The 12,932-nt window shown below is 72.9% G+C and carries 13 protein-coding genes; 4 read left to right on the forward strand and 9 right to left on the reverse strand.

What is annotated here, in order from left to right; genetic code table 11:
• Window positions 1-31: 31 nt before the first annotated feature.
• The 3 genes from AQJ84_RS15490 to AQJ84_RS15500 all read left to right on the forward strand — a co-directional run bounded on the left by AQJ84_RS15490 (window position 32) and on the right by AQJ84_RS15500 (window position 3,000).
• Window positions 32-1,027, forward strand: coding sequence for an ABC transporter ATP-binding protein (locus tag AQJ84_RS15490; protein WP_030044924.1), 996 nt, complete (start codon window positions 32-34; stop codon window positions 1,025-1,027).
• Entirely contained in the window at window positions 1,027-2,685 is a 1,659-nt protein-coding gene (locus AQJ84_RS15495; protein WP_030044923.1) for an ABC transporter permease, read from the forward strand. The genes AQJ84_RS15490 and AQJ84_RS15495 overlap by 1 nt, the downstream gene beginning before the upstream one ends.
• Before the next feature lie 81 nt (window positions 2,686-2,766).
• The gene (locus AQJ84_RS15500; protein WP_051870282.1) at window positions 2,767-3,000 is read left to right on the forward strand and encodes a hypothetical protein; all 234 of its coding nucleotides are present in this window, start codon (window positions 2,767-2,769) and stop codon (window positions 2,998-3,000) included.
• On the opposite strand, the gene AQJ84_RS15505 is transcribed toward AQJ84_RS15500, so the two are convergent.
• Window positions 2,984-4,186: a cytochrome P450 gene (locus AQJ84_RS15505; protein WP_030044921.1), complete on the reverse strand. Its 1,203-nt coding sequence runs from the start codon at window positions 4,184-4,186 to the stop codon at window positions 2,984-2,986. The two genes, AQJ84_RS15500 and AQJ84_RS15505, sit on opposite strands and share 17 nt — an antisense overlap.
• A gap of 138 nt (window positions 4,187-4,324) precedes the next feature.
• Between AQJ84_RS15505 and AQJ84_RS15510 the strand changes: the two genes are divergently transcribed.
• Complete coding sequence (locus tag AQJ84_RS15510) at window positions 4,325-4,603, forward strand: hypothetical protein (protein ID WP_157875019.1); 279 nt, start codon at window positions 4,325-4,327, stop codon at window positions 4,601-4,603.
• Window positions 4,604-4,674: 71 nt separating this feature from the next.
• Here AQJ84_RS15510 and AQJ84_RS15515 read toward each other — a convergent pair whose 3' ends face one another.
• The 8 genes from AQJ84_RS15515 to AQJ84_RS15550 all read right to left on the reverse strand — a co-directional run bounded on the left by AQJ84_RS15515 (window position 4,675) and on the right by AQJ84_RS15550 (window position 12,887).
• Entirely contained in the window at window positions 4,675-5,130 is a 456-nt protein-coding gene (locus AQJ84_RS15515; protein WP_053192908.1) for a VOC family protein, read from the reverse strand.
• A 13-nt stretch (window positions 5,131-5,143) separates the two neighbouring features.
• Window positions 5,144-5,809 carry a response regulator gene (locus tag AQJ84_RS15520; protein ID WP_030045891.1) on the reverse strand — a complete coding sequence of 222 codons (666 nt, stop codon included), beginning with the start codon at window positions 5,807-5,809 and terminating at the stop codon, window positions 5,144-5,146.
• Entirely contained in the window at window positions 5,806-7,152 is a 1,347-nt protein-coding gene (locus AQJ84_RS15525) for a sensor histidine kinase (protein WP_079022747.1), read from the reverse strand. The genes AQJ84_RS15520 and AQJ84_RS15525 overlap by 4 nt, the downstream gene beginning before the upstream one ends.
• A gap of 126 nt (window positions 7,153-7,278) precedes the next feature.
• Window positions 7,279-8,157 (reverse strand): alpha/beta hydrolase, encoded by an 879-nt coding sequence (locus AQJ84_RS15530; protein ID WP_053192905.1) that lies wholly within the window; start codon window positions 8,155-8,157, stop codon window positions 7,279-7,281.
• Between the two features lie 448 nt (window positions 8,158-8,605).
• Window positions 8,606-9,817 carry a kynureninase gene (gene kynU, locus AQJ84_RS15535; protein ID WP_030045884.1) on the reverse strand — a complete coding sequence of 404 codons (1,212 nt, stop codon included), beginning with the start codon at window positions 9,815-9,817 and terminating at the stop codon, window positions 8,606-8,608.
• Entirely contained in the window at window positions 9,810-10,649 is an 840-nt protein-coding gene (locus tag AQJ84_RS15540; RefSeq protein ID WP_030045883.1) for a tryptophan 2,3-dioxygenase family protein, read from the reverse strand. Before AQJ84_RS15540 ends, kynU begins: the two co-directional genes overlap by 8 nt.
• Window positions 10,650-10,799: 150 nt before the next feature.
• A complete protein-coding gene (locus tag AQJ84_RS15545) occupies window positions 10,800-11,213 on the reverse strand; it encodes a DUF3151 domain-containing protein (RefSeq protein WP_030045882.1) in 414 nt (137 codons plus the stop codon).
• A gap of 204 nt (window positions 11,214-11,417) precedes the next feature.
• Window positions 11,418-12,887 (reverse strand): MFS transporter, encoded by a 1,470-nt coding sequence (locus tag AQJ84_RS15550; RefSeq protein ID WP_053192903.1) that lies wholly within the window; start codon window positions 12,885-12,887, stop codon window positions 11,418-11,420.
• Window positions 12,888-12,932: the final 45 nt, after the last annotated feature.

The raw sequence follows: 12,932 nt of genomic DNA on the forward strand, positions 1-12,932 counted from the left end.
AAATTTCTGAACGAAGCGTACGTTCTGAAGCATGACGAAGGCAAACTCCGCTATCGAGGTATCCGGACTGCACAAGTCGTTCGGCAAAACGCACGCGCTCGACGGCCTCGACCTGGTCGTCGAGACCGGTGAGGTCCACGGCTTCCTCGGCCCCAACGGCGCCGGGAAGTCCACCACCGTCCGCGTCCTGCTCGGCCTGCTGCGCGCCGACTCTGGCGCCGCGCAGGTGCTCGGCCGCGATCCCTGGACGGATGCCGTGGAACTGCACCGGCATCTCGCCTACGTCCCCGGAGACGTCGAGCTGTGGCCCACCCTCACCGGGGGCGAGGCCATCGACCTGCTCGCTCGGCTGCATGATGGGGGCCGCGCGCAGCGCGTCAGGCAGGGTGGTGGCGGGCGACGGGCGGGCGGCATCAACAAGCAGCGCCGGGCCGAGCTCATCGAGCGCTTCGACTTGGACCCGACCAAGAAGGGCCGCGCCTACTCCAAGGGCAACCGGCAGAAGGTCGCCATCGTCGCCGCGCTCGCCTCCGACGCCGAGCTGCTACTCCTCGACGAGCCGACCGCGGGTCTGGACCCGCTGATGGAGGTCGTCTTCCAGGACGTCATCGTCGAGGCCAAGGCGGCCGGCAAGACCGTGCTGCTGTCCAGCCACATCCTGGCCCAGGTGGAGAAACTCGCCGACCGCGTGAGCATCATCCGGCTCGGCCGGATCGTGCAGTCCGGCACGCTCAGCGAGATGCGGCACCTGACCCGCACCACCATCGAGGCGGAGACCGAACGCCCCGCCGCCGGCCTGGACGCACTGCCCGGCATCCACGACCTGCAGACCCTCGACGCCGACGCCGGCCGGGTCCGGTTCGCCGTCGACGGCGGCCACGTCGACCGCGCGGTGCGCAAGCTCACCGAGTTCGGCATCCGCAGCCTCATCAGCCACCCACCGACGCTGGAGGAGCTCATGCTCCGGCACTACGGCGACGAGCTCGCCGCCAACGGCCACTCCGGCAACGGCAACGGAGCCGTGTGATGACCACCGCCACCGTCAAAAAGGCCCCAGCACGCACCGCGCCCGTCACGGGCGGCAACGGTCTGGCGGGGACCCGCACCCTGATCCGCTTCAACCTGCGCCGGGACCGCGTACGGCTGCCGGTGTGGACCCTCGCCCTGTTCCTCGGCACGATCGCGACCGCCAACAACTACAAGGAGCTGTACGCCGACCCCGAGGACCGCGCCGGCGTCGCCAAGACCATGGACGGTCCTGCCGGACTCGCCATGTCGGGGCCGAGCCGCTACCTCACCGACTACAACTTCGGCTCGATGCTGGGCCACCAGATGCTCGGCTTCATGGCCGTGCTCGTCGGCCTGATGAGCGTCCTCGTCATCACCCGGCACACCCGTGCCGAGGAGGAGACCAACCGGGCCGAGCTGGTGCGCTCCACCGTCGTGGGCCGCCACTCCCACCTCGCGGCCGCCCTGTCCGTGGCCGTCATCGCCAACCTGGTGCTGGCGCTGCTGCTGGCCGTCGGACTCGCGGGTGCGGGCATCGACGGCATCGACGGCACCGGCTCGCTGCTCTACGGCCTCGGCCACGCGGCCGTCGGCATCGTCTTCGCCACCGTCGCCGCGATCACCGTCCAGATGACGGCGCACACTCGCGGCGCCTCCGGCATGGCCCTCGCGGTCATCGGCGTCGCCTACGTACTGCGTGCCGCCGGCGACACCGGCTCCAACGGCGCCCTGTCCTGGCTGTCCCCGATCGGCTGGGTGCAGCGGACGTACGTCTACGTCGACAATCGCTGGTGGCCGCTGCTGCTCTGCCTCGCGCTCGCGGTGGCGTGCGCGGCCGCGGGATTCGTGCTCTCCACCCGACGGGACGTCGGCGCGGGGCTGCGGGCCGGGAAACTGGGCAGCCCGGTCGCCTCCGACGCACTGGGCACCCCGCTCGGCTTCGCACTGCGGCTGCACCGCGGCACGCTCATCGCCTTCGCCGCGGGCCTGTTCCTGATGGGTGCGATGTACGGGTCGATCCTCGGGGACGCCGACGACATGCTGAAGGACATCGACCAGATCCAGGAGGCCCTCGACCGCATCGGCGGCGCCAGCATCGCCGAGTCGTTCGCCTCGATGGTCATGGTGGTCATCACGGTGGTCGCCGCGGTGTACGTGGTGATGGCGGCGCTGCGGCCACGCTCCGAGGAGACCGCAGGCCGCGCCGAACCCCTCCTCGCCACCGGCCTCTCGCGCGCCCGCTGGGTGGGCGGCCACCTGGCCGTCGCCATGGGCGGCGGCACGGTCGTCCTGCTGGCGGCCGGACTCGGCTTCGGTATCTCGGGGGCGGCCTCCACCGGCGACGCCGGGCTGTTCCCGAAGCTGGTCGGTGCGGCCCTGGCCTACGCCCCCGCGCTGTGGGTCACGGTCGGCGTCGCGGTGGTGCTCTTCGGCTGGTTCCCGCAGGCGAGCGCGTTCGCCTGGATCGTGCCGGTCTACGCCTTCCTCGTCGGCTACCTCGGCCAGATCCTCCAGTTCCCCGACTGGATGAACAACCTCTCCCCCTTCGGCCATGTGCCCCAGCTCCCCGCCGCCGACATGTCCTGGACGCCGATGCTGCTTCTGACCCTCGTCGCCGCGGGCCTGGTGCGGCTGGGGGTGGCGGGCTTCCGCCGACGGGACCTGGAGACGAAGTAGCCCTAGAAGCCCTGGCTGGTGGCACCTGGTAGCCCTGTGCGATCCGGAACTCCCGGCGGCCCGCACGCGTCCATGCCAGGCATGGGACAACGTGCGCAGGCCGCCGCGGGGTGTCTGACCGCCGCTGTCGGCGCCGGAGCGGGGCTCGTCGTGTGGGCCGTCGCGGCCGGCGGCCCCCGGAGACGGTTCTATCGCTTCGAGCAGGCCCCCGACTGGAGCGTGCTCTACGCCGAACTGCCGCTGATGGTCCTCGGGGGCACCGCCGCCTTCCTCGGCGTGTGGGCCGTGCTGCGGCGCCTCAGACCTCGACGCTGAGCCCCTCAAGGCCCCGGATCACGAAGTTCGGCTTGCGCTGCGGCTCCGCCGCGAGGCCGAGCGTCGGGGCCTTCTCCAGGAGGGCCCGCATGGACGCCGCCAGTTCGATGCGGGCCAGCGGTGCTCCGATGCAGTAGTGGATGCCGGCGCTGAAGGAGATGTGCGGGTTGTCCTCGCGGGTGAGGTCGAGCCGCTCGGGGTCGCGGAACACCTCGGGATCATGGTTCGCGGAGCCGAACAGCATCGCGATCTCCGCGCCCCTCGGGATGGCCGTGCCGTCGATCTCGATGTCGTCCAGGACCCAGCGCTCGAAGAGCTGGAGCGGGGTGTCGTAACGCATCAGCTCCTCGATCGCCGAGGGGACCAGTGAGGGGTCCGCGCGCAGGGCCGCCAGCTGGTCCGGGTTGCGGAACAGGGCCCACCAGCCGTTGACCGTGGCGTTCACCGTGGCCTCGTGGCCCGCGTTCAGCAACAGCACGCAGGTCGAGATCATCTCCTGCTCGGTGAGCCGGTCGCCCTCGTCGTGCGCCGCGATCAGCCCCGAGATCAGGTCGTCGCCCGGCTCCTTGCGGCGCTCGGCGATCAGTGCGCGGAGGTAGTCGGAGAACTCGACCGACGCGCGGACCGCCTTCGCCGCCACGTCCTCGGACGGGCTCAGCTCGTACATCCCGCAGATGTCCGCCGACCAGGGCCGCAGCGGCGCCCGGTCCCCCTCCGGGATGCCCAGCATCTCGGCGATCACCGCCACCGGGAGCGGCTCGGCCACGTCCGTGAGCAGGTCGCCGCCGCCCGCCTCCACCAGCGCGGACACCAGCTCGTCGGCCAGCCCGTGGACGTACGGCTTCAGCCGCTCCACCGTGCGCGGGGTGAACGCCTTCGACACCAGGCGCCGGATCCGGGTGTGGTCCGGCGGCTCCAGGTCGAGCATCCCGTGGTCGTTCAGCACGTGGAACGGCTCGTGCGCCGTCGGCGGCGCCGTCCGCCCGAAGTCCTCGTGCGTGAACCGGTGCTGGTACGTCCGCCCCAGCCGCCGGTCCCGCAGCAGCGCGGAGACGTCCGCGTGGTGCGACACCAGCCACTGGCCGGTGGGCTCGAAGTACTGCACGCGGCCGCGCTCACGCAGTTCGGCGTACGCGGGGTAGGGGTCGGCGACGAACGCCGGGTCCCAGGGATCGAAGGCTGCCATGACGGGACGCTAGCCCGGCGTCCCCCTGTCTGACCAGGGGCGTCTGTGGAAACAGGGTTCGGCCGCGGCGTTGTTGTGCGAGTCTGTGTCCCGTCGACGCGTCCGCACGGACGCCACCTGCGCACAGTGGAGGGGCTTGTGGCTGTGGGGAGGGCCGCCCGTCGGGCGGAACGCACGACGGCGGTGGAAGCGGCGGTCGGGAAGGACGCGGCTCCCGCCGCACTGGACCTGCTGGAACTGGTCGAGCTCGCGTGGCACGACTGCTACGGCGAGATCACGCCGGGCGATCAGGTGATCGAGGACATCCTGACGTGCACACAGGGCGACCTCACACGGATGATCGGAGTCTGCCGGCTGGCTGTCGAGAGTTGGCGGGATCTGCGGGTGGCCGCTGACGGCATCAGGTCGGGCCGGTAGCGCCGAGAGCGCGGACCGGCGGGCCGCCCTCGCCGGTCACCGGTCTTCAGGGTCCTTCTGGCCCCCGCCGGTCACCGGTCTCCCCGGTCCTCCTGGGCCTGGCCGAAGTCCGGCAGGGTGAGTGAGCCGTCCGCCGCCAGCGGGAAGCCGGGGTTGTGGGCGACCTCCCAGGCGTGACCGTCCGGATCGACGAACGCGCTCGAGTAGAACCCGACGGCGTTGACGGCGGCGGGCTTCGTGACGGTGCCGCCGGCCCGCCGCACGGCCTCGAGCAGTTCGTCGACCTCCGCCTCCGACCGCACGTTGTGCGCCAGGGCGATCCCGCCGAAACCGGTGGCGGGACCGGGCCGCAGACCGACGTCCCTCGCGATCTCGTCCCGGCTCCACAGGACCAGGCCGAGGCCGCCGGCCTGGAAGAAGACGGTCTCCTCGACCTCCTGTCCGCGCCAGCCCAGTGCCTCGTAGAAGGCCTTGGAGCGCGCGAGGTCGAGGACTCCCAGCGTGATCAGGGTGATGCGCTGTTCCATGTCCTCACGGTACTCAGCCCGGGGTCACCAGGCGGGCCTCGTAGGCGAACACCGCCGCCTGGGTGCGGTCCCGCAGGCCCAGCTTCACCAGGATCCGGCTGACGTGGGTCTTGATCGTGGACTCGGCCACCACCAGCCGTTCCGCGATCTCCGCGTTGGACAGGCCCTGGGCGATCAGGACCAGTACCTCCGTCTCCCGGTCGGTCAGATCGCCGTAGGCCGCCTGGGCGGAGGGCATCAGGCGCGGGGTCTCGGACAGCTTCGAGAACTCGGTGATCAGCCGCCTGGTCACCGAGGGGGCCAGCAGCGCCTCGCCGGAGGCCACCACCCGTACCCCGTCGGCGAGCTGGCGGGCGGAGGCGTCCTTCAGCAGGAAGCCCGAGGCGCCCGCCCGCAGCGCCTGGTACACGTACTCGTCGAGGTCGAAGGTGGTGAGCACCAGCACCTTCGCCGTGCCGTCCGCCGCGACGATCTCCCGGGTCGCCTCGATGCCGTTGAGCTCCGGCATGCGGATGTCCATCAGGACGACGTCGGGGGCGAGTTCACGGACCCGGTCGACCGCCTCCCGGCCGTTGACGGCCTCGCCGACGACCTCGATGTCCGGCATCGCGTTCAGCAGCACCGAGAAACCCTCGCGCACCATCATCTGGTCGTCCGCGATCAGCACCCGGATCGTCATGCGTCACCCTCGCTCGTCGCGGGCACCGGCAGGAACACCGCCACCTCGTATCCTCCGTCGGCCGTCGAGCCCGCCGTCATCTCGCCGTTCAGCATGGAGACCCGCTCCCGCATGCCGGTGATGCCGTGCCCGGCGCCGGGCGAGGGCTTCACCAGGGCCGGCGCGGGCGGCGGGTCGTTGACTATCCGCAGGCCCAGCCCGCCCAGGACGTAACCGATCTCGACCCGGGCGCTCGCGCCGGGCGCGTGCCGCAGCGTGTTGCTCAGCGCCTCCTGCACGATCCGGTACGCCGACAGCTCGACGCCCTGCGGCAGCTCGCGCACCGCTCCGGTCACCGTCTTGTCGACGCGCAGCCCGGCGTCCCGCACGTTGGCGAGCAGGGCGTCCAGGTCGGCGAGGGTGGGCTGCGGGGCGTCCGGGGCCTCGTAGTCCTCGGCGCGGACCACGCCCAGCACCCGGCGCAGTTCGGTCAGGGCCGCGACGGCGTTCTCCCGGATGGTGACGAAGGCCCGCTCCAGCTCCGGCGGCGGGTTCTCCACCCGGTAGGGGGCGGCCTCCGCCTGGATGGCGACGACCGACATGTGGTGGGCGACCACGTCGTGCAGCTCACGGGCGATCGTGGTGCGCTCCTCCAGGAGCGTGCGGCGGGAGCGCTCCTGCGCGGTCACGGTCTGCTGGGCGGTCACCTCCTGCTTCGCCTGCCGGCGTGTGTGCCAGACGGCGACGCAGAGCAGGACCATCGCGGAGAACACCAGCATCGGAGCCGTATTGCTGCCGAAGTAGTCCGAGCCGAACCCGGCCTCCGCCAGCAGGCCGTACGCCGCCGTCAGCGCCCACATCCACCCCGCTGTGCGCGGCCTGGTGCGCACGGCCACGACCGTCAGCACCGTCAGGTGGCAGGCGAAGGAGCCGGGCGTCCAGGGCCAGTCGCCCCAGCCCCCGCTCATCATTCCGGTGACCGGGGCGATCGCCATGGACAGCCAGAACGCCCCGACGGGCCGCACCATGGTCAGCAGAACGGGGAGCACGCACAGCGGAACGAGCAGCAGGGGCGGCCCGCCGGTGTCGACACCGGCGAGGGCCAGGGTGAACAGGGCCGCCACGGCGATCAGGGCGTGCGGCGTCCAGGCCGCGTACTCGCGCAGCCGTCCCGGCAGCCGCCGGGTCACCGGGCCGTCGACGCCCATGCGGCTCAGGGGACGGTAGGCGAAGGCGTCGTGGAACAGGTCCTGCCGCAGCCCGCGCAGGGCGTCCGCGGCCAGCCGGAACTCGGGGCTGCGCGCCTTGTAGGCGGCGTACGGGTCGCGCGGCGGTGTCTGCTGCGTCTGGGTCGTCTCGGTCACGTACAGAACGGTAGAGGGACGCCCGGGCAGCGGTCGTCACCAGTGAGAAGGGTCCTGGGGCCTCCCTCTCAGGTACTACCCGGCCGACTCACCGGCCCGTCCGGGGTGGTCGGCCGTCCCGCCGGCTCACCAGGCGAGCTGCGCGATCTCCTCCGCCACCACCGCGCACGCGTCGGCCGCCGGGTCGATCAGCGGGAAGTGTCCGACGTCCTCCAGGAGCGTCAGGCCGACCACCTCGCCGGCCTTCGCCGCCGCGTCCGCGTAGGACTCGGCGACCGGCTGCGGGACGACGAGGTCGTCACGGCCCTGGACCAGCGTGGTGGCGATGCCGGTGGGGAGCAGCAGGGCGGGGTCCGCATACGGCCGGCGCTCGGCGAACACGTCCTGCCCGCCCAGGAGTTGGCTTACGGCTCCACCGCACACGTCCAGCTTGTCCGCCACCGTGAAGTCCGCGATCGGGGCGAGCGCGACGACGCCGCGCAGGGGGGCCGGGCGGTCGGTGCGCCAGGGGGCGTCGGCGGGCAGCAGGTGCCGGGCGGCGGCCCACAGGGCGAGGTGGCCGCCCGCCGAGTGGCCGGTGACGACCATGCGGCGCGGGTCGGCCTGCGGGAGGGCCGCGCGGACGAGGGCGGGCAGCGCGTCGAGGGCGGCGGCGACGTCGTCGAAGGTGTCCGGCCAGCGTCCCGCGACCGGCTCGCCGCTCCCGGCGCCCTCGTCGCCCCGCCGGTACTCCACGCTCGCCACCGCGTATCCGCGCCGGGCCAGGTGGTCGGCGAACGGCGAGATGTGGCGGCGGTCGTACGGCGCGCGCCAGGCGCCCCCGTGCAGCACGACGATCAGCGGGGCGGGAAGCCCGGGGACCGCCTCGCCGTGCGGTGCGTGGAGGTCGATCACCTGGTCGGGATGGTCGCCGTACGCCACGGTGGCGTCGGGGGCGACCTCCGGGTGGGAGAAGACCGACTGCTCCTCGGCGGCGGCACGGGAAGCTGCGGCGTCGTCCGGCATGCTCCAACCTCTCAGCGATGAAACGGATTTGGCGGACCGGGAAGCCGTCCCGAAGGGAGATTCGGCCGTTGGCGGGGACGCTATCAGGCCCATGACGTGCGCGGACACGGGGATGTCACGCTCGGTGAGGGCTAAACGGTTTCTGCCGTCTCGTCAGCCTGACTTCGTCACCACCGGGGCGCCCCCGCCCCCGCCGACGCCGACCGCGCGGCCGGGGCGGCGGCGCGGGCGCGGCCGGGGGTGTACACGGCCTCGGCATGAGCTGGAGACCCGCGACGCGGCCGAGGCCGCCGACGCCGACCGCGCGGCGGTCACGGCAGCGCGGGCGCGACCGGAGGTGTACACGGGCCTCGGCGTGAACCGGGGGTGTACACGGCCTCCGCGTGAGCGGGAGACCCGCGACGCGAGCCGCCCGGCACGGGCGGGCGCCGCGGGCCCGGCCGGTCCGTCAGGCGTCTCCTCCACCGGCCCGCAGCGTCCGCGCGAGCACCTCCGCCGCCCGCTCCACGTCCGCGAAACCGACGTACAGGGGCGTGAAGCCGAAGCGGAGGACGTCCGGGCGCCGGAAGTCACCGACGATCCCCTGCGCGATGAGCCGCTCCATGACCGCCCCCGCGTCCGGGCACCGCAGCGCCACCTGGCTGCCGCGTTCCTCGTGGGCCACCGGGGTCAGCGACTGCACCGTCCCCGCGGGGACGTACCGCGCCACGCACTCCAGGAAGAAGTCCGTCAGGGCGAGGGACTTGGCCCGGACCGCCTCGACGGACACGCCGTCCCAGACCTCCAGGGCGGCCTCCAGGGCGAGCATGGAGAGGATGTCGGGCGTGCCGACCCGCCCCCGCAGCGCGCCCTGGGCCGGTGCGTAGTCGGGGCGCATGCCGAAGGGCTCGGCGTGCGAGTTCCAGCCCGGCAGCGGGGAGTCGAAGCGGTCCTGCAGCTCGCGGCGCACGTAGAGGTACGCCGGTGAACCCGGGCCGCCGTTCAGGTACTTGTAGGTGCAGCCGACCGCGAGGTCGACCCCGTGCTCGTCGAGCCCGACCGGGAGGGCGCCCGCGCTGTGGCACAGGTCCCAGACCGCCACCGCGCCCGCCGCGTGCACGGCGGCCGTCAGACCGGGCAGGTCGTGCAGCCGGCCGGTGCGGTAGTCGACGTGGTTCAGCAGGACCGCGGCGGTGCGCCCGCCCACCGCGCCCGGGACCTCCGCCGGGGCGAGGGGGCGCAGGGCGCACCCCGTCAGCCGGGCCGCCGACTCGGCGATGTACCCGTCGGTGGGGAAGGTCGTCGCGTCGACGACGATCTCGTCGCGGCCCGCTCCCGCCAGCCGCACCGCGCCCACCAGGGCCTTGAGGACGTTGACGCTGGTCGAGTCGCCGACCACGATCTGCCCGGCCGCCGCCCCGACCAGCGGGGCGATCCGGTCGCCGATCCGCTCGGGCGCGGTCCACCAGCCGCTCTCCTCCCAGGACCGGATGCGCAGTTCGCCCCACTGCCGGCGGACGACGTCCTGCACCCGGTCGGGGACGTGGGCGGGCAGCGCGCCCAGCGAGTTGCCGTCCAGGTAGACGCCGTCGTCGAGGACGAACCGGGAGCGCAGACCCGCCAGCTCGTCACCGGCGTCCAACTCACGTGCTTTGAAGGCCAGTTCAGTGGTCTCAGACATAGGACCGGGCCGTCCACAGCTCGGGGAACACGTTCTTGCGGGCGCGCTTCTCCAGCCAGGCCACCCCGGCGGAGCCGCCCGTGCCGGTCTTGGAGCCCATCGCGCGCCGGGTGGCGACGAGATGGTCGTTGCGCCAGCGCCACACCAGCTCGGCCACGTCGGTCAACGCCTCGCCGAGCCGGGCCAGGTCGTGGCTCTCGTCGCCGGAGTAGAGGGCCGTCCAGACGGCCTCGACCTCGTCGGACGGCTCGTACCGCTGCGAGACGTCACGCTGCAGGACCGCCTCGGGCACGGGGTGCCCGCGCCGCGCCAGCAGCCGCAGCACCTCGTCGTACAGGCTCGGTTCGTGCAGCGCCTTCTCCAGCTCCGCGTGCACACGCGGCGCGCCCCGGTGCGGGACCAGCATGGACGCGGACTTGTCGCCGAGCAGGAACTCCATCCGGCGGTACATCGCCGACTGGAAGCCGGAGCCCTCGCCCAGCGCGCTGCGGTAGGCGTTGAACTGGGCCGGTGTGAGCTGCCCGAGGGGCTTCCAGGAGGCGTTCAGCGCCTCCAGCTCCCGCACCGAACGCTTCAGCGCGGCGACGGCCACCGGCACGTCGTCCTCGCGCAGAGCCCCGGCCGCGGTCTCCCACTCGTGGACGATGACGGTGAACCACAGCTCCATGACCTGGGTCGTGACCAGGAAGACCATCTCTCCGGGGTCGTCGGAGAGGGTGTGCTGGAGGTGGGTGAGCACGTCCGCCTTGACGTAGTCCTCGTACGGCGTCGTGCCCTGGAAGTCGAGATGCGGAGTCTCGGGCTCCTGCGTTTCGTGAGCCTCGTGGGACATCGCTGTCTCCTGATGTGTACTCCGGGTAGCGGTCCGCCCCTGCCGTTACCGACACGGGGGCCCCGGTCCCCGCCGGGCATCTTCTTCGATGGTCCGCCGAAATGGCAAGGCCCGCCTGATCGCGCAGGCGGGCCCGGAGAGGAACGGCGACTATCCCAGCGTCTGGGCCGCCGCCGGGGAGGAGTCCTTCAGGAACTGCGAGCAGCGCTGGTACTCCTCCTGCTCGCCGATCGACTGCGCGGCGCGGGCGAGGCCGTGCAGGGCGCGCAGGAAGCCACGGTTGGGCTCGTGCTCCCAGGGCACCGGCCCGTGCCCCTTCCAGCCGTTGCGGCGCAGCGAGTCCAGACCGCGGTGGTAGCCCGTGCGGGCGTAGGCGTACGACTCCACGACACTGCCCCGCTCGAACGCCTCGTCGGCCAGCTGGGCCCAGGCCAGCGAGGAGGTCGGGTACTTCGCGGCGACGTCCGCGGGCGCGGTGCCGTTCGCGAGCAGTTCGCGCGGCTCCGGGTCGTCGGGGAGGTGGGTCGGGGGCGGTCCCCCGAGGAGGTTTTCGTGAATGGACATGGGTCAAGTCTGCGCCATGCGGCGCGGGACGGAGCCCGCCGTGCCACCGGGCCCGTCCGCCGCATCGCCACTCGCCCCCGCGAGGGCGGACAAAGGACAAGCACACGCCACGCAACGCGACTGAACCCACCCACCACCAGACCCGCCCACCGCGTCCCCGCCCGCCCCCGCGAGGGCGGGCGAAGGGGAGGCGTCGGACACGCCCTATGACAGACGCCCCCGTGCCCGCTCCCCCTCCAGCGGCGGCGCCAGCACCGACCCGTGCGTCAGGCACTCCGGCTTCCGGCACCCCGGCGGAGGCGTGCGCACCGTCGCGAAGGCCACCACCGACCCCACCACCAGCACCCCCGCGCACACGGCCATCGCCCGCCCGAACGCGGTGTCGAAGGCCGCCGGCGACCGGTACGCCTCCTCCCCCATCCCGGCGACCAGCGGCAGCGCCGCCACCGCGATCAGGCCCGCCGCCCGGGCCGCCGCGTTGTTGATGCCGCTGGCCAGCCCGGCCCGCGCGGTGTCCACCGACCCGAGGACGGTCGCCGTCAGCGGCGCGACCAGCGTGACCAGGCCCAGCCCCAGGACCAGCAGCGCGGGCAGCACGTCGGCGGCATAGGAGGCGCCTGGCCCGACCCGCAGCATGAGCAGCATCCCGGCCGCGCAGAACAGGGGCCCGGCGGTGAGCGGGATCCGGGGCCCGATCCGCTCCGCCAGCTCACCGGAGCGGGCGGAGAACAGCAGCATCATGACGGTGGTGGGCAGCAGGGACACCCCGGCGCCGAGAGCCGAGTAGCCGACGACGACCTGGAGCTGGAGCACGGCCAGGAAGAAGAACCCGCCGAGGGCCGCGTACACGCACAGCGTGACCAGGTTGACCGCGGTGAACTGGCGGGAGGCGAAGATGTCCAGCGGCATCATGGGATCGGGCCGCCGCTTCTCGACGTACACGAAGGCGACGGCGGCGCCGACCCCGGCGGCCGCGACGAGGGCGACGGCCAGGGTGCCCGACCGGGCCTCGATCAGCGCGTAGGTGATCAGAGCCAGCGCCAGCGCGCCCAGCACCGCCCCCAGCACGTCGAAGCGGGCGGACGTCCGGCCCCCGCCGCCCGACTCGGGGACGTGCCGTACGGCGATCGGCGCGCACAGCAGCGCCAGCGGCACGTTGAGCCAGAACACCCACCGCCAGCCGGGCCCGTCCACCAGCCAGCCGCCCACGAACGGGCCGATCGCCGCCCCGACCCCGCCGAACCCGGACCACAGGCCGACGGCCCGGCCCCGGTCGTCGGGGTGGAAGGAGGCCTGGATGAGCGCGAGCGACCCCGGGGTGAGGAGTGCGCCCCCGACGCCCTGCAGCGCCCGGGCCGCGATCAGGACACCGGCGTTCGGCGCGATCCCGCACAGCAGGGAGGCGGCGGCGAACCAGACGACCCCCACGACGAAGACCTTGCGGCGGCCGTAACGGTCGCCCAGCACACCGCCCAGCAGGATCAGCCCGGCCAGCGTCAGCATGTACGCGTTGACCGTCCACTGCAGGGCGGCGAGGTCGGCGTCGAGGTCCTGGCCGATGCGGGGCAGGGCGACGTTGACGACGGTCGAGTCCAGCATGGCCATGCTGGAGCCGAGGACGGTGGTCAGCAGGATCCACTTGCCTTGCGGCGAGGCCAGCCGGACATCGGGCATGCCCCAGGTATACAGCGAGCCCGGTGCCGTGGCACCGGGCTCGCC

It is taken from the genome of Streptomyces resistomycificus (genome assembly GCF_001514265.1).
GTDB lineage: Bacteria > Actinomycetota > Actinomycetes > Streptomycetales > Streptomycetaceae > Streptomyces > Streptomyces resistomycificus.